19 protein-coding genes are annotated in these 16,275 nt (G+C 58.9%); 9 read left to right on the top strand and 10 right to left on the bottom strand.

Annotated elements, in window-relative coordinates:
• Positions 1-20: 20 nt before the first annotated feature.
• The gene (locus DS906_RS21315) at positions 21-599 is read right to left on the bottom strand and encodes a TetR/AcrR family transcriptional regulator (protein WP_113792056.1); all 579 of its coding nucleotides are present in this window, start codon (positions 597-599) and stop codon (positions 21-23) included.
• A 102-nt stretch (positions 600-701) separates the two neighbouring features.
• Between DS906_RS21315 and DS906_RS21310 the strand changes: the two genes are divergently transcribed.
• Positions 702-1,295, top strand: a complete 594-nt coding sequence (locus DS906_RS21310; protein WP_113792055.1) for an NAD(P)H-dependent oxidoreductase — start codon at positions 702-704, stop codon at positions 1,293-1,295.
• An 8-nt stretch (positions 1,296-1,303) separates the two neighbouring features.
• Here the strand turns inward: DS906_RS21310 and DS906_RS21305 are convergent, their stop codons facing one another.
• From DS906_RS21305 to DS906_RS21290, 4 genes are read right to left on the bottom strand one after another with little or no spacing between them, the layout of a single operon-like run.
• Positions 1,304-1,909 (bottom strand): pyridoxamine 5'-phosphate oxidase family protein, encoded by a 606-nt coding sequence (locus DS906_RS21305; RefSeq protein ID WP_113792054.1) that lies wholly within the window; start codon positions 1,907-1,909, stop codon positions 1,304-1,306.
• Positions 1,896-2,636, bottom strand: coding sequence for a 1-acyl-sn-glycerol-3-phosphate acyltransferase (locus DS906_RS21300; RefSeq protein WP_113792053.1), 741 nt, complete (start codon positions 2,634-2,636; stop codon positions 1,896-1,898). The genes DS906_RS21305 and DS906_RS21300 overlap by 14 nt, the downstream gene beginning before the upstream one ends.
• The gene (locus tag DS906_RS21295; RefSeq protein ID WP_113792052.1) at positions 2,636-3,535 is read right to left on the bottom strand and encodes an ABC transporter permease; all 900 of its coding nucleotides are present in this window, start codon (positions 3,533-3,535) and stop codon (positions 2,636-2,638) included. Before DS906_RS21295 ends, DS906_RS21300 begins: the two co-directional genes overlap by 1 nt.
• Positions 3,532-4,209, bottom strand: a complete 678-nt coding sequence (locus tag DS906_RS21290) for a cell division ATP-binding protein FtsE (RefSeq protein ID WP_113792051.1) — start codon at positions 4,207-4,209, stop codon at positions 3,532-3,534. Before DS906_RS21290 ends, DS906_RS21295 begins: the two co-directional genes overlap by 4 nt.
• A gap of 184 nt (positions 4,210-4,393) precedes the next feature.
• On the opposite strand from DS906_RS21290, the gene DS906_RS21285 reads away from it, so the two are divergent.
• A complete protein-coding gene (locus DS906_RS21285; RefSeq protein ID WP_113792050.1) occupies positions 4,394-5,119 on the top strand; it encodes a zinc-ribbon domain-containing protein in 726 nt (241 codons plus the stop codon).
• A gap of 6 nt (positions 5,120-5,125) precedes the next feature.
• Here DS906_RS21285 and DS906_RS21280 read toward each other — a convergent pair whose 3' ends face one another.
• The 5 genes from DS906_RS21280 to argH form a co-directional block, all read right to left on the bottom strand.
• Positions 5,126-7,669, bottom strand: a complete 2,544-nt coding sequence (locus tag DS906_RS21280) for a TIGR02302 family protein (protein WP_369935572.1) — start codon at positions 7,667-7,669, stop codon at positions 5,126-5,128.
• A gap of 36 nt (positions 7,670-7,705) precedes the next feature.
• The gene (lysA, locus tag DS906_RS21275) at positions 7,706-8,971 is read right to left on the bottom strand and encodes a diaminopimelate decarboxylase (RefSeq protein WP_113792049.1); all 1,266 of its coding nucleotides are present in this window, start codon (positions 8,969-8,971) and stop codon (positions 7,706-7,708) included.
• Positions 8,972-9,024: 53 nt separating this feature from the next.
• On the bottom strand, positions 9,025-9,174 hold the full coding sequence (locus DS906_RS22340; protein WP_186437433.1) for a hypothetical protein: 150 nt from the start codon (positions 9,172-9,174) through the stop codon (positions 9,025-9,027).
• Positions 9,175-9,256: 82 nt separating this feature from the next.
• Complete coding sequence (locus DS906_RS21270) at positions 9,257-9,439, bottom strand: argininosuccinate lyase (RefSeq protein ID WP_113792048.1); 183 nt, start codon at positions 9,437-9,439, stop codon at positions 9,257-9,259.
• Positions 9,439-10,827: an argininosuccinate lyase gene (gene argH / locus DS906_RS21265; RefSeq protein ID WP_113792047.1), complete on the bottom strand. Its 1,389-nt coding sequence runs from the start codon at positions 10,825-10,827 to the stop codon at positions 9,439-9,441. The genes DS906_RS21270 and argH overlap by 1 nt, the downstream gene beginning before the upstream one ends.
• A 21-nt stretch (positions 10,828-10,848) precedes the next feature.
• On the opposite strand from argH, the gene DS906_RS21260 reads away from it, so the two are divergent.
• The 7 genes from DS906_RS21260 to DS906_RS21220 all read left to right on the top strand — a co-directional run bounded on the left by DS906_RS21260 (position 10,849) and on the right by DS906_RS21220 (position 16,249).
• Complete coding sequence (locus DS906_RS21260; protein WP_113792046.1) at positions 10,849-11,415, top strand: TlpA disulfide reductase family protein; 567 nt, start codon at positions 10,849-10,851, stop codon at positions 11,413-11,415.
• A gap of 514 nt (positions 11,416-11,929) precedes the next feature.
• Positions 11,930-12,259, top strand: a complete 330-nt coding sequence (locus DS906_RS21250) for a hypothetical protein (protein ID WP_113792169.1) — start codon at positions 11,930-11,932, stop codon at positions 12,257-12,259.
• 60 nt (positions 12,260-12,319) lie between these two features.
• Positions 12,320-12,706 (top strand): hypothetical protein, encoded by a 387-nt coding sequence (locus DS906_RS21240; RefSeq protein ID WP_113792043.1) that lies wholly within the window; start codon positions 12,320-12,322, stop codon positions 12,704-12,706.
• Positions 12,703-13,674: a sterol desaturase family protein gene (locus DS906_RS21235; protein ID WP_113792042.1), complete on the top strand. Its 972-nt coding sequence runs from the start codon at positions 12,703-12,705 to the stop codon at positions 13,672-13,674. The genes DS906_RS21240 and DS906_RS21235 overlap by 4 nt, the downstream gene beginning before the upstream one ends.
• A 90-nt stretch (positions 13,675-13,764) precedes the next feature.
• Positions 13,765-13,953, top strand: a complete 189-nt coding sequence (locus DS906_RS21230; RefSeq protein ID WP_113792041.1) for a hypothetical protein — start codon at positions 13,765-13,767, stop codon at positions 13,951-13,953.
• Positions 13,954-14,056: 103 nt separating this feature from the next.
• On the top strand, positions 14,057-14,890 hold the full coding sequence (locus DS906_RS21225) for an EAL domain-containing protein (RefSeq protein ID WP_113792040.1): 834 nt from the start codon (positions 14,057-14,059) through the stop codon (positions 14,888-14,890).
• A 183-nt stretch (positions 14,891-15,073) separates the two neighbouring features.
• Entirely contained in the window at positions 15,074-16,249 is a 1,176-nt protein-coding gene (locus DS906_RS21220) for an acetyl-CoA C-acetyltransferase (RefSeq protein ID WP_113792039.1), read from the top strand.
• Positions 16,250-16,275 lie beyond the last annotated feature (26 nt).

Here is a 16,275-nt window from a genome sequence, read left to right as displayed (position 1 = left end):
TAAAACAACCCCGGCACCCGTCAGGCTGCCGGGGTTAACCACGCGTCCAGATAGATTTCTAACCTATCTGAAAAGCTCTCTGCCTCATGCAGCGCGCAGAACTTCAGCGACATGGACTGAATAGCAAAGGCCTGAACCCCCTCGGCCAACAAATCGGGGGAAATGTCTTTGCGAACCTTCGCGGTTTCCAACCAGCCAGCAACAAGATGGACATAGCGCTCGAAGCAGCGTGCTATGGGCCCGATCTCGGTGATTGCCGTAGCGCCTGAGTACCGAATGATCAGATCAAACACATAGCGCTCGGACGTCATGAAGGCGTGGATCGGTTGCAGGGCATCGGCGATTTCGGGGGCCGTGTGTGGGGCGGAGCCCTGTTCGACCTGATCGAAACAGGCAACCAGCCTCTCACCAATCAACATTTCCATTAGAGCGTCCTTGTCCCGGAAATGCGCAAAAAAGGTTCCCTTTGCGACCCCGGCGGCCTGAACCACGTCTTCCACCCGCAAAGCCTGATAGCCGTTTCTCTCGATAACGTCCTCTGCGGCCTCGATTAGTCGGGCGCGCGTTTTAAGGGTTCTCTTTTGAACTGTCTTTTGCATATGCCCTGTTCGCATGTTTTTTGACCGTGGTCAAATTTAGTAATTGACCACGGTCATTTTTTTCACTTATAAATTGACCACGGTCATTTTTGGAGATTCGCGATGCAACCTAAGAAAATCCTGATCCTCGATGGACACCCAGGCGAAACCAGCCTGTCCCGAACATTTGCTGAAACCTATGCCGACGCGGCCAAACGACAGGGGCACGAAGTTCGCATGATTCACCTGAGCGACTTGCAGTTTGACCATGACTTCGGTCAGGGAAACTACGAAGACTTCAAACCGTTGGAACCCGCATTGGAACAAGTGTTGCAGGATTTTGAATGGAGCGAACACCTTGTCCTGACGGCACCGATGTGGTGGGGCGGCTTGCCGGCCAAGCTGAAAGGTTTGATTGACCGGGCATTCATCCCCGGGCGCACCTTCGACACGCGGAATACTACAAGGATCGGCTTTCCAGCACCTATGCTGACAGGGCGCACGGCGCGGGTCATCCTGACCTCTGACACGCCGGGCTGGTTCATGCGTTTCATCTACAGGCAAGCACTGATCCGCCAGATCCGCGATCAGATTCTGGGATTTGTCGGCTTCAAACCGACCCGGTTCACTTACTTTTCGGGCGCCAGCTATCCCAAACCCGGCAGCGTGGATCGTTGGATATCAAAGGTATCCCGGATCGGTGCCGCGGCAGCCTGATCCCGTGCCTACCACATCGTCTTCGCGGCGCGCACACCCCATTCCTGATCATATTGCGTGCCACCTTCCTCGCCGTCTGACGCTTCGGCGAGGATTTCACCGACGGTCGGCACATGCGCGGTTTCGTCGCCGCTGACCCAGGTACGAGCCCGCATCAACGCGCGGGCACATTGGGTGTAAATTTCAGTGATTTCGATAACGATCACTGTTGCTGGTCCTTTGCCCTGCTTTTCGAACCGCGCGCGCAAAACTTCATCAGCCGTCACATGCGCCGTTCCATTCAACCGCACAACAGTGTTAGACCCCGGCACCATGAACATCAACGACACTCGCGGGTCGCGGACGATATTGCGCAGACTGTCCAGCCGGTTATTCCCGCGCCAATCGGGCATCGCCAGTGTGTGCGGATCAAGTTCCAGTACAACCGGGCCGTCGTCACCTCGCGGGCTGCCATCGACACCCTCGGGCCCAACGGTGCTGAGGATGCACAGGCGCGACGCCATGATCCATTTGCGATAAAGCGGTGTGAGCTGTCTGGCCACTTTGCGCAATGCAGGCGCGCCCGGCGTCCCGTAGAGCGCCTCGAGCGTTGCGATGTCCTTAATGAGCTCCATCCGGTTCAAACCCCACTTCTCGCATCAATGCATTGGATCGTGTTTCGATCACGTCTTCCAGACGCCCAAGAAATTGATCCCGCCCCACACCCGATTCGATCGGGTCAAGAAAGTCGACAATTGCAAGACCAGGTTTGCGCATAACCCCGGTACGCGGCCAGAAAACACCGGCATTCGTCGCAACCGGCACACAAGGAAAGCCCAGCCCTTCATACAGAACCGCCGTCCCGACCTTGTAGGGTTTCTTCGCCCCCGGTGCGACGCGTGTGCCCTGCGGGTAAATCACAAGCTGCCCGGGCTCTGAGAACTCTTTGGCCACGTCTTTGACCATCTTGGCGACGGCAGCACCCTTTCTGCCGCGATCAACCGGTATGCACCCAAGGCGACGGGCATAGAGACCGATAACCGGGGTATACAGCAGTTCCCTTTTCATAATGAACTTGCCGTGCGGAATGGCGCTGAAGATCATGATGATGTCTAGGAAGGACTGGTGTTTGGCTCCGATCACGACCTCGTCCACGGGAACGTTTCCGCGCACTTCGCAACGGATGCCAACCATCCAGCTGGCCAACCAGATCGTCGATCGCGCGTAGGTTTTACAGGCCTGCAAAGCCCCGCGTTTGGTAAACAGCGCGTACGGCGCGAAAACGATACCAAGGATCAGCATCCACGCATAAATCACGATCATGAAGATCAAAGAGCGCACCCATTGGACCGCTATAGCCATCACGAAAGCTCCTTCAATTTGCGCGCGGCCGCTGTCCAAGTGGCCAAGAACGCCACCGCAGCCCCCAGCAGAGGTATCAGCGCAGGCAACAGCCAGCCAACCCCCTGAAAACCCAATCCGGTCAGAAACCCACCTTCAACCGAGGCTTCGGGCAACAGCAGAACGCCAGTCATGCCGAACAGCACGCCGACCAGCGCACCGAAGAAAGCGCGATATGTGAACCGCCGTACAAACGCGCTGGCGATGAAACGATCACGGGCACCCACAAGGCGCAGGACTTCGATGATCTGCGCATTGGCCGCCAATGAGGCATTGGCCGCCAGCGTGATCATCGCGGCAGTTGCACCGCCAATCAGCAGGATAGACACCCAGCCCAACCGCCGCAGCGAGTTTGCCGCCTCGACCAGAGGCTCGCGCCAGCGTGAATGGTCGTCCAGCACGGCGCCGGGCACTTCGGCTCCAAGACGCAAGCGCAAGCCAGCGGTATCTAGACCCGGTTCGCCCTCGATGATTTCTATCAGTTGCGGAATAGGCAGCGTATCAAGCGGCAAATCAGGACCGAACCACGGGGACAAAAGCGCAACCTGTTCCTCTGCGGCCAGGGCGCGTGCCGACGCAACGCCTGGCGTTTGGGCCAGCACGGTTAGCGCGGCCTCGGTCTGGGCGGAAAGCTGTTCGGCGGGCGCGTTTATACGCAAAGTGGCAGCCCCCGCCAGTTCCGATGCCCAACGGTCGGCCAGCCGGCCAGATGCCAGCGACAAGGCAAGCGCGAAAACGGCCAGAAAGGCCATCGCGCCGGAAACGAACAGGGTCAGTTGCGCCGTGTAGCCAGATGGCGGAACAACGCGATCAGCGCGTTTGTCGCGCACCAGCATGCTGCGGATGGTGCCCTTGTTCATAGATCCGCCCCCGCCAATTGAATCTGGCGCTGTGAAATACGAAGGACACGGGCCTGAACCTGGCTTTTGGCAGCCCGGATCAGGCTCAGGTCATGAGTCGCGATCAGCACGGTCTTGCCCATCTTGTTCAACTCGACCAGCAGGCGCAGCAATCGCTGGGACATTTCCCAATCCACGTTGCCGGTCGGCTCATCGGCCAGCACAACGTCCGGCGACAAGATGACCGCCCGTGCCAAAGCCGCACGCTGTCGTTCGCCCCCGGAAAGTTCCGGCGGAAGCGCATCAAGCCGTGTGCCCAGCCCGACCCAGTTCAACAATTCCAGCAGGTCCTCTTTCTGCGCATTCTCGCCTTTGCCGGACACCATCAACGGTAACGCGACGTTTTCAGCCAAGGTCATATGGTCCAGAAATCGGCAATCCTGATGCACGACCCCGATCCGGCGACGCAGCAACGCCATCTGATCCCGGTCCAGGCGTGCAATGTCCTGCTCAAATGCGCTCAGCCGTCCTGATGTGGCCAGCAACGCGCCATAACACAGCTTGAGCAAGGTCGTCTTGCCCGCACCCGACGGTCCGGTCAGAAAATGGAACGACCCCGGCTGCAAATGAAGCGACACATCGCTCAGCAACTCACCATCACCATAGGTGTAGCTGACGTTTTCCAGCTCGATCACAAGGGCCCCCAATTATTGTTACCGCCCTTCTTGCCCGAGCGCGGTTGTGGTTTCAATGCCTGCACCGGGTCGAATTGGTGACACTTGCCGTGTGAAACCGAAAACACCCTTTGCGGTCAGGTCTTAACGGAATAACATCCCTGAAAAAACTATTATCAGGTCGGGCCCCCGACCGGGAGGCAGCATGCGTCTTACTTGTCCGAATTGTGGTGCTCAGTACGAAGTGCCAGACGAGGTCATTCCCGAGGAAGGCCGCGATGTGCAGTGTTCCAACTGCGAAAAGACTTGGTTTCAGGCCAAATACCCCGAAACTGTAGCTGAACCGGTAAAGCCGGAACCGTCCGCGCCCGCGGACGAACCCGCGGCAAAGGCGGAAACGCCAGAGATTGTCGCGAAACCTGTCGAAGAGCCCGAACCTGCCGCAGCTTCCTCGACCGGCAATGTCGACCCGGCGGTTGCCAATATTCTCAAGGAAGAGGCAGAACGCGAAGCGGACCTGCGCGCCCACGAAGGCGGCAGCCTTGAGACGCAGACCGATTTGGCTCTCGACGCGCCGCCCGAAGTGGAAAAAGCCGCCAAGGACCTGATCGCGACGGAAACTGCAAAGGATTTCGGTCAGAAAGACGCGCTGCCGGATGTCGAGGCAATCAATTCCAGCCTGCGCAGCGACGACCCCCTGCCAAAGCTGGACGAGGACATGCCCCCGCCCCGCAAGTCTGGCGGGTTCCGGCGCGGGTTCCTGCTGATTCTGGTTGTCGGCGTGACCCTGCTGCTGATCTACAGCAATTCTCAGAAGATTTCCGAAGCGGTGCCGCAGGCTGATCCGGTTCTCAACAGCTATGTCTCTCTGGTGGATCAGGCGCGTTTGTGGCTTGAGGCACAGACCGGGTCTGGCACCTCTCAGAACTGACTGAGATCAGAACCTCTCTAACAGGCGTTTGAGGTATTCCAGTTCGATCTGGGGGCGATCCGATTCCCCAGTCCGGCGGCGGATTTCGTCCAGCAATTCGCGGGCGCGGCGATAGACATCTTCACCCTGCAGCAGGTTTTCATCGGTTGAGATTGTGCCATTGGCCCCCGGGCTGCGGCCCAGCGGATCACGGTTGTCGGCTTGCATGTCGCCTTCCTGCGAACCTTGGCCCGGCTGGTTTTGCTGGTTTTGTGCCAGTGCTTCGCCCAGGGATCGCATGCCCTCGCGCAGGGCCTCCATCGCTTCGGACTGTTGGTCGATGGCTTCGGCCAGATCATCGCCGCGCAGGGCTTCTTCGGCACCCTCCATCGCGCGCCCGGCACGGTCCAGCGCATCACGCGCGGCGTCACCTTCGGGGGTTCCGGTACCGGGCAATCCTTGCTGCTGCCGATTGAGCTCATCGCGTAAGGCCTGCTGGCGATCTGCAAGTGACCCCTGGCCTTGCTGGCCGCCGCCCTGTTCGTCAGTCCCCTGACCCTGACCGCCCTGCCCTTCATGGCTTTGACCCCGGCCCTGCCCACCCGAACGGCCTTCATTGCCCTGGCTTTCGCCGGCTTGCGCGCCGGGGTTGAACTGTTCCTGCAGATCACGGAAGGCCTGATCGCTCAGACCCTGCTGTTCGCGCAGAGTTTCGGCCAATCCTTCCATCGCCTGCTGGCCTTCGGACTGTTGCCCCTGACCCTGGCCCTGGGTGACGCGCATATTCTCCATCATCTGCTGGAACTCTTCCAGCGCTTGCTGCGCTTCGGCCATGCGGCCCTGTTCCATCAACTCTTGAATACGGTCCATCATGCGCTGCAGGTCGTCCTGCGTCATTTGCATGGACTCGCCGTCCTGACCTTGCTGGTTCTCGTCGAAATCGCCGTTTTCCTGCGCCAGACGCTGCAATTGGCGCATGTAGTCCTGCGTTGCCTCGCGCAGTTCCTGCATCAACTCTGCGATCTCTTCATCGGTGGCACCGTTTTTCATCGCCTCGGTCAGACGTTCCTGCGCCCGGCGCATGCGTTCCAGCGCGTCGGCAAGAGTGCCGTCTTCGATCAGAACGCCTAGCTCCCAAAGCGCCTCGGCGATTTCTGCCTGCTGTTCCGGTTTCAGGCCGTACTCGTTGAACATCTCCAACCGGCGCAGGATCACGCGCAGACGCAGATAGGCGGTGTCTGACCGGAAAAGTTCTTCGGGCAGGTGCGATACCGCCCGCAGCATCTGCGAAACCCGGGTCGCGTTTTCGCGCGTCCACAGTAGATCGCGGCGCTGTTCGATCACGGCAGCCGCCAGCGGATCAAAGAACCGGCGTGCGGGCAACGCAGTCGCATAAGGCTCGGATTGCCCCTCTTGATCCGCCGCGTCTCGGGCCATCAAAGTGATATTTACCGGCAAATGCGCCCAAGGGTGTTGCGAGAAATCCTCGATAAGGTCTTCGGTGAAATCCGCCCGGTCGCCGGTGATCGGCATGGGCAGTTCAACCGTTATAATCTCGCGCGGCTCAGGCGCAGCTGTCAGACCATACCGGCGGTCGACCGAGGCCAGATCCAATTCGATCACAGCCGAGCCGGATACCACGCCATAATCATCGCTGGCAGCAAATGGCAGTTTCATCTGACCGCCAGCCTCCGACTCGGCGGAACCGGCCACGGCCACCTGTGGGCGGGTATCCGCAATGACGTTCAGCGCCCAGTCGCGGCCCGATGGGCCGTCGATTTTAAAATGGCCCGAGCGTTCGACGACAAAATCCTGCTCCGGCTCGGTGGCTGCCTCAGTGCCCAAAGGCGTAGTGGTTTCCGTCAAACTGTGTGCGCCGATTTCCCCGTAGAAGCGCAGAGTAATACGGCTGCCCTGCGGGACAGACAGTGTTGGATCGGATTGATCAGCCAGATACAGCGTCGGTAGCCCGGTGTAACGCGGCGGCTCAACCCAGCCTTCCCAGCTGGGCCCTTGCCCTGCCACGGCAGCACCCGGCGCCATCTCGGCCACCGAGCCGATGCGCCAGAACGACCCGAACATCGCTGCGATCACCAACGCAAGCAGTGCCGAATAACGCAGCGCATAGGGGTCGCGATCCGCCAGCGTCAAATCGGGTTTGACAGGTTCCGCCTGCGCAACACGTCGCGCCATCCTATTCTGGTGTGCGTGCCACAGTGCAACGGAATCCGCGTCCTTCGCGCCGATGGCTTGATCGTCTATCAAGGCTTGAATCGGCCGACCGGGCAGTGCGGCATCCAGCCGCATCAGCGCCTCGGCCCGTGTGGGGAAATGGAATCGCCTTGCGCCAACAAACAGCGTCGCGGCCAATCCCAGCAGTGCTACCGCGCCCACGCCCCAGACGATTTCAACGCGGACCTCGTCCTGCAAGCCCAGCATCAAAGCCGCCAAAATCGCCATTAAAACCGAGAAAAACGGCCAAAACGCGCGCAAAAACTGCTCGGCCAGCATCCCTGCGTGCGTCAGCCACAGGGACAGTCTTGGGATCGGCAGGTTGTGTTTTGCGCGCAAGGCGGGCCTCCTGGTCGGGCCTGCGCGCCTATCGCGTCAAAGCCACTCAGGTATGGTATCGCGGTTTATGATTTCGTCAAAGCTTGGCCGTTCACGAATAACTGCAAATTGATCCCCGTGCACCAGAACCTCGGGGATCAGGGGGCGGGTATTATATTCGCTGGACATCACCGCGCCATAGGCCCCGGCGCTGCGGAATGCGACCAGATCGCCCGGTGCCAGCGGCGGCATATTGCGTTCCTTGGCAAAGGTATCGCCGCTTTCGCAAACCGGGCCGACAATGTCATAGGGTTGCTGTTCGACGCCCGGAGCGGGTTCCTGCACGGCCACAATATCGTGATGCGCCTCGTACATCGCTGGGCGGATCAGGTCGTTCATCGCCCCGTCGAGGATCAGAAAATCACGGCCCTCGCCAGATTTCACGTAGATCACTTTGCTGACCATCAGTCCGGCATTTCCAGCAATCAGGCGGCCGGGCTCAATCTCGATCTCGCAGCCCAGATGGCCCAGCGTTTTCTTGATCAACGCGCCATACTCCACCGGCAACGGTGGTGCGTCATTGGCGCGGGTGTATGGAATGCCCAATCCCCCGCCCAGGTCAAGGCGGCGGATATTGTGGCCCTCGGACCGCAGCTTTTCGGTAAGTTCGGCGACCTTGGTGTAGGCCAGCTCGAACGGCTCCAACTCGGTGAGTTGCGAGCCGATGTGGACGTCGATACCGATCACCTCCAGCCCCGGAAGGCTGGCTGCGTGGGCATAAACCTCGGATGCGCGGGCGATCGGGATGCCAAACTTGTTCTCGGACTTGCCAGTCGCGATCTTGGCGTGGGTTTTTGCGTCAACATCCGGGTTCACCCGAACGGTGATCGGTGCGACCACCCCGAGTTCCAACGCGATGGCGTTGATCACTTCCATCTCGGGTTCGGATTCAACGTTGAACTGGCGGATACCGCCGGTCAGCGCAGCCCGGATCTCATCCGCGGTCTTGCCAACGCCTGAGAACACGATCTTGTCGCCCGGCACGCCTGCCGCCTTGGCACGCAGGTATTCCCCGCCCGATACCACGTCCATCCCTGCGCCCGCCTGTGCCAGCGTCTTCAGGATCGCCTGATTGCTGGCCGCCTTCATCGCATAGCAGACCAAATGATCCATGCCGTCCAGCGCATCGTCAAACAGCTGGAAATGCCGCAATAGCGTCGCAGTGGAATAAACATAGAACGGTGTTCCGACCGCAGCTGCGATTTCGGAAATCGGGACATCCTCGGCGTATAGCGCGCCGTCGCGGTAGAGAAAGTGATCCATGACTGCGCGCTTAGACCAAAATGGCCACGCGGATCAATGGATTCCGCGCAAGATCAGTTCGATGTGGAAACACCGACCCGACCATAGCCCGAGATTTTGATGCCGTTCCCGGTTGATGTCTCTGCTGGCTCGGGGCGGGGTTTATACGTAGGGTCGCAGGCTGCCAGTACGACAAGCGAGAGGATCAGGCCGATGATTTTCATTGTCTTGACTTCTTTTTTGAATTTGGCGCTCGGCCACTATGCCGTTCAAATAGGCATGGTAATGCGAGATTGCTATCGACGACTACAGCCCCAGGAAAACGCCGACCCCGCCGCGTCGCAGGCCGACCCCGACACCGCCATAGGTGCCGCTGCTGCCGACACCGATATTTGCGCTCATCGTGGGTTGGATGGGTTCGCCGTCCGCTCCGCAACCGGCCAGGACAACCCCGGCCGCGATTAGTAGGACCACACGTAGTATCTGCATCACACCAGCGCCTTCCACCGTTTGACCTGGGCACGCACCTGATCCGGCGCAGTGCCACCATAAGACTGGCGTGAGTTTACCGAATTTTCGACGGTAAGGACAGAATAGACATTGTCGGTGATGTCCGAATGGACCGAATGCATGTCTTCCAGTGTCAGATCGGGCAGGTCACAGTCCTTGCTTTCGGCCATGGCGACCAGCGAGCCGGTGACATGGTGCGCGTCGCGGAACGGCAGGCCCAGCACACGGACCAGCCAATCGGCCAGATCGGTCGCGGTCGAGAATCCAGACCCAGCGGCGGCAGCAAGGCTTTCACGGTTGGCGGTCATGTCCTTGACCATGCCTTCCATCGCAGCCAGAGCCAGCATCCAATTGTCGGCGGCGTCAAAGACCTGTTCCTTGTCTTCCTGCATGTCCTTTGAATACGCCAGCGGCAGGCCCTTCATCACCATCATCAGCGCAGTATTCGCACCGTAAATCCGGCCCACTTTGGCACGGATCAGTTCCGCGGCATCAGGGTTCTTTTTCTGCGGCATGATTGACGAACCGGTCGAGAACCGGTCGGACAGCGTAACAAAGCGGAACTGGGCTGAAGACCAGATCACCAGCTCTTCGGCAAAACGCGACAGGTGTACAGCGCAAATTGAGGCGGTCGACAAGAATTCCAGCGCGAAATCACGGTCGCTGACGGCGTCCAGCGAGTTGGCGGCGGGGCGGTCAAAGCCCAGCGCCTCTGCCGTCATCTGACGATCGATGGGGAAGGACGTTCCAGCCAGCGCGGCAGCACCCAAGGGGGATTCGTTCATCCGGGCGCGTGCATCGCGGACACGGGACAGATCGCGGCCAAACATCTCAACATAGGCCATCATGTGATGGCCCCATGTGACGGGCTGCGCAACCTGCAGATGGGTAAAGCCGGGCATGACCCAATCAGCGCCAGCCTCAGCCTGCGCCAAAAGCGCGCGGATCAGGGCCAGCAGGCCGGATTCAGCCGCATCAAACTGATCGCGGACCCAAAGTTTGAAATCGGTCGCCACCTGATCATTGCGCGACCGGCCTGTGTGCAAACGGCCTGCGGGTTCGCCAATCACCTCTTTCAGGCGCGCCTCAACATTCATGTGGATGTCTTCCAACGCGGTCGAGAACTGAAATTCTCCGTTCTGGATTTCTGACAAAACGGTGAGCAGCCCTTCCCGAATAGCCTGCGCGTCACTATCAGTTATAACACCTGTGGCAGCCAGCATGGCGGCATGGGCACGCGAGCCTGCAATGTCCTGGGCTGCCATCCGCTGATCGAACCCGATCGAGGCGTTGATCGCCTCCATGATCGCGTCTGGACCGGCGGCAAAGCGGCCGCCCCACATCTGGTTCGAAGATTGATCGGTCATGTAAGAAAACCCGGAGTTGATATGCGCCTATTTCGTCTGATCCCCCTTTATATGGCCCTTGCGTTGGGTGCAAACGCGGCTTTGGCCACGGATGCCGAAACTCTGGCACCGCTCCGGGAGGACTCCCTGAAACGGCTGATCCTGCACAAAGAGCCAAAACCAGTCGAAGCAGTTGAATTTCAGCTTGAGGATGACGGCGGCACCGCGACGCTTGCGGATTACAAGGGTAAGTATGTTCTACTGAACTTCTGGGCCACCTGGTGTGCACCCTGCCGCAAGGAAATGCCCCAGATCGCCGAGCTGCAAGAAGAGTTCGGCGGCGAAAAGTTCGAGGTCGTGACACTGGCCACCGGGCGCAACTCGCCAGCCGGGATCAAGAAGTTTTTCGAGGAAAACGGCATCGACAACCTGCCACGTCATCAGGACCCCCAATCGGCAGTTGCACGCAAAATGGGCGTGATCGCCCTGCCAATCACCGTTATTCTGGATCCCGACGGCAACGAGATTGCTCGATTGATTGGCGATGCCGAGTGGAATTCGGATAGTGCCAAGGCCATCGTGTCTACTCTGGTCGGGGCCGAAGGCTAGTCGAACAAGAATAATACCGAATCGAGATAGTCTCTCTGGTGTTTAGCCAGGGAGACTAGTTATGAATCGTCTAATTTTGATTCCTACCATTGCTGTTTCTATTGGCGCCGCAGGGGCCGCTCAGGCAGATTACAAGCGCATCAAAATGCGGATCAATTCAACGCTCAGCTGGTCGGCAAAAAACTGACGGATGAGCAAGGGAATGTGTTCGTTGCCAACGCTGATGGCACCGTTTCAGCCAAATTAACAAGCGGCAAAAAATTCCGCGGCAGCTGGGTGTGGGACAAGAAATTCCGGTGCCGCAACGGCGTACTGGACGGCAGGGCACTTGGGACCGATTGCCAGGTTTGGGAAATCGACGGAAGCTCGGCGCGTATGACCCGGAAAAAAGGCAAAGGTAAACCAACCGTTTACGCGGTTTCGAACTAGCCCCCCTCCGCACTCAATCTCGTGATACACTGTTCCTGCCCTTCTTTTGGGCAGGACAATCTGTACGCTTGGAATGGAGGCGACGATGAGACCTGTGGTATTACTGATTGGGCGCTTACCCAATGTGATCGGAGACGTTGCCCGGCAACTTGATCACCTTCCGATCCAGTGGCTTGGCGCGCATGATCAGGAAGAAGTCAAACGGCAGCTGGACGAAGAGCCGCGCATCGCCTGCGCGATCATGGGTGCCGGTCTTGATGACAGGATACGCGGCGAGATGGTGGGCATCATCGCAGCGCGCAGGCCCGATATCTGTATCCACCTAAAGGATCGCGCCTCGGGGCCGGACGGGTTGGTGCCGTTTGTCCAGCGAGTTGTCCAGTATGAGGTTTTGGACACTCTGGAACATAGCTGACGCGACGCCACCTTTGACAGCCTGCCTGCCGCTTTGCACTCTGCCGCGCAGGAGGACGGAATGCCGCTTGAAATTCTATTGGCTCTGGTGGTCGGAGGAATCGCCGGAATAACCCTGTTGCTGCACCTGACAGGTAGATCCCGATTGCGCGTGCTATCACCCGAATTGGCGTGGTCAGAATGGCTGCGCCATGCGCCGGATGATGCGATCATCGATGTCACCGTTGCACATGACGGGCACGCGGCCCTGATCCGAACCGAAACAGGACATGGTCTGCTGTGGTCTTTCGGTGCAGACACCGTGGCCCGGCATCTGCTGGATTTTGATCTGCTGGATCACCCGCAAGGGTTCGAGGTTCAATTCCACGACTTCGGAACGCCCAAAGCCATAATCCACCTTGACGAACGCGAACGCCGCCACTGGCAGCACCTGATGGAGCCCGCATGACTGACCACGTGACTTTCCCGGACGCCGTGCAGTGGGCTGTCCCCTTTTTCATAGCAGCCATTCTGGCCGAGTTTCTGTGGATCGCCGTCAAAGGACGCGGTGGCCGCTATGAGACGCGGGACGCTGTCACATCGCTGATCATGGGGGCTGGCAACATCGCATCCGGCTTTCTGTTGGGGTTCATCGCCTATGCGTTCTTCATGTGGCTGTGGCAGATCACGCCGCTGAACCTGGGCACTTCTATCCCCGTTATCCTTTTGTGTTTTGTGCTGGATGATTTCCGCTATTACTGGGTGCACCGCTTTGGTCACCGCATTCGCTGGGTCTGGGCCAGCCACGTGAACCACCACAGCTCGCAGCACTACAACCTGACCACCGCCCTGCGTCAGACATGGACCTATACGTTTACCTTCATGATGGTGGTTCGCGCGCCTCTGATCCTACTGGGTTTCCATCCGGCGATGGTGCTGTTCGTCGGTGGTCTGAACCTGGTCTACCAGTTCTGGATTCATACCGAAGCCATCGGCAAGATGCCTCGCTGGTTCGAGGCGGTGATGAATACGCCCAGCCACCACCGCGCCCATCACGGTCGCAACGCGCGTTATCTGGATTGCAACTATGCTGGTGTTTTCATCATCTGGGACAAGATGTTCGGAACATTTGTCCCCGAACAGGAAGATGACCGCGTCGACTATGGGCTGGTGCACAATATCGGCACCTTCAACCCGCTGCGCGTGGCTTTTCATGAGTGGGTTGGAATCTGGCGCGACGCGACACAACCGGGCCTGACATTACGTCAGCGGCTGGCTTATTGCTTTGCACCCCCCGGCTACAGCCATGATGGCAGCCGGGACAATTCCGAACAGATCAAAGCCAAGCATCTGGACCGCCACCCCGAGGATCGTGGAACGCCCGGATTCGAACAATTCGACACCAAACAGCCCAATGCGCAGGCAAAACAGGCCTGATCCCGCCGACCCATCCGACCTGATTCTTGAAATCCGGCCCTCGCGTCCCATATCCAATCGATGTGTGCAGTGCGAGTAACCGGAGGCAACATGACCAGACTGACAACCCTTTCCACCGTTATGGGTCTTACCGGAGTGGTGCTCGCTATGTTGACGGCGCTGGCTGGAGGTGCGACCGGGATTGTCGCGTTGGGCTTTGGCATGATGCTTTTGGGTTTCATGGGTGCGCTGGTCGGTGGCTTTGCAGCGCTGGGACGTATCTGGGAAACGACACGCTGACCCAAGCCTGACCTCCATCAATTGCGTTTGTCTTAACCGCAGATTCATACCTTTCCTCTGAAATCGTCACCAGACTGGCGGCGCTAAAGGAAACGGGTTGCACATGCGGAAGAAGGTACTGGCAGATTTGCCCGAAGGTGGGGACAGCCCCTTGAACGCGGCTGTCAAATCCCGCGATGCCTCGACGATTGAAATGGCAACCGAGGCGGTGAAGCACAAACAGTGCAAACTGGCCTTTCAACCGGTGATGCAGGCGAACAGGCCGCATGACGTCGCCTTCTACGAAGGCTTCATCCGGGTGCTGGACGAAACCGGTCGGGTCATCCCCGCGCGCGAGTTCATGCCACAACTGGAAAACACTCCAATCGGGCGCGAACTGGACTGTGTTGCGCTTGAAATGGGATTGCGGACGCTGACCAAAAACCCCGACATTCGCCTGTCCATCAACATGTCTGCCCGTTCGATCGGTTATGCGCGGTGGTCGCGTGTGCTGGAGCGGTTTTTGAAGAAAGATGCCAATATCGGCGAAAGGCTGATTTTGGAAATCTCGGAAAGCTCGGCCATGACGGTGCCTGAACTGGTGATCGATTTCATGGATCGGCTGCAGCCACGCGGCATCGCCTTTGCGCTTGATGATTTTGGGGCAAGCAATTTCAGCTTTCGCAATTTTCGCGAGTTTTTCTTTGATGCCGCCAAGATCGACGGCCAGTTCATCCACGGAATCGGCGAAAATACGGACAATCAGGCGCTGGTGCGGGCCTTGATCGCCGTTGCGCGAGAATTCGAGATTCTGGTGACCGCCGAATCAGTCGAAACACAGAAGGATGCCGAATTCCTTATCGCAAACGGCGTCGACTGCCTGCAGGGTTTCCTGTTTGGCGCCCCAACCGTTTCCGCCCCGTGGAAGGCGGAAAAGCGCAAACATACAGCCAGTTAGAGTGATTTATCCGGTCCACGCCCAACCTGAGGCAAGCTGACCGTTGCTGCAACTGCAGCGTTGCGCTATGCCATGTGGAGTTGGAGCGGGGAACATGAGGCGCTCTCACTGCCACAGAGTTATCTCTGTGCGATCCGCGCCGTCGAATATCCCGCAGGACCTTGACGGTAAAGGATTGTCTAAATGACCAACGTAGTAATCGCATCCGCCGCGCGCACCGGAGTGGGCAGCTTTGGCGGCTCGTTTGCAAACACACCCGCGCATGATCTTGGGGCCGCCGTACTGGAGGCCGTAGTCGAACGCGCAGGCGTGGAAAAGGGCGAAGTCAGCGAAACCATTCTGGGACAGGTTCTGACGGCAGCTCAGGGTCAGAACCCCGCCCGTCAGGCACATATCAATGCGGGTCTGCCGCAGGAAAGCGCAGCCTGGGGTATCAATCAGGTTTGCGGCTCGGGCCTGCGGGCCGTTGCTTTGGGCGCACAGCACATCCAACTGGGCGACGCCGATATCGTTGCTGCCGGTGGACAAGAGAACATGACTCTTTCGCCCCACGCCGCCGCTCTGCGTGCCGGTCAAAAGATGGGCGACATGAAATACATCGACACGATGATCCGCGATGGTCTGTGGGATGCGTTCAATGGCTATCACATGGGCCAGACCGCTGAAAACGTCGCCGAGAAATGGCAGATCAGCCGTGACATGCAGGACGAATTCGCCGTCGCCTCGCAGAATAAGGCTGAAGCCGCGCAAAAGGCTGGCAAGTTCGCCGACGAAATCACGCCCTTCACCATCAAGACCCGCAAGGGCGACATCGTGATGGATGCTGACGAATACATCCGTCATGGCGCCACCATGGAAGCGATGGCAAAGCTGCGTCCGGCCTTCGCAAAGGACGGTTCGGTCACGGCCGCAAACGCATCCGGCTTGAATGACGGCGCGGCGGCGACCCTGCTGATGTCCGCCGAGAATGCTGAAAAGCGCGGGATCGAGCCACTGGGCCGTATCGCATCCTATGCAACCGCCGGTCTGGACCCGTCGATCATGGGCGTAGGCCCGATCTACGCCTCGCGCAAAGCGCTGGAGAAAGCGGGCTGGTCCGTTGACGATCTGGATCTGGTCGAGGCGAACGAAGCGTTTGCCGCACAGGCCTGCGCCGTGAACAAGGACATGGGCTGGGATCCGTCGATCGTGAACGTGAACGGCGGCGCAATTGCCATCGGTCACCCGATTGGCGCGTCGGGCTGCCGCGTTCTGAACACGCTGCTCTTCGAAATGAAACGCCGCGACGCGAAAAAAGGTCTGGCGACCCTTTGCATCGGTGGCGGCATGGGCGTCGCCCTGTGCGTGGAGCGCGACTAAGTGCTTTAACAAGCGAATAGAAAAGG

Origin of the sequence: Ruegeria sp. A3M17, from assembly GCF_003318255.1 — a bacterium.
Taxonomy (GTDB): domain Bacteria; phylum Pseudomonadota; class Alphaproteobacteria; order Rhodobacterales; family Rhodobacteraceae; genus Ruegeria.
Note: the sequence above shows the minus strand (reverse complement) of the source record. Positions and strands in the feature narration are given on the sequence as shown.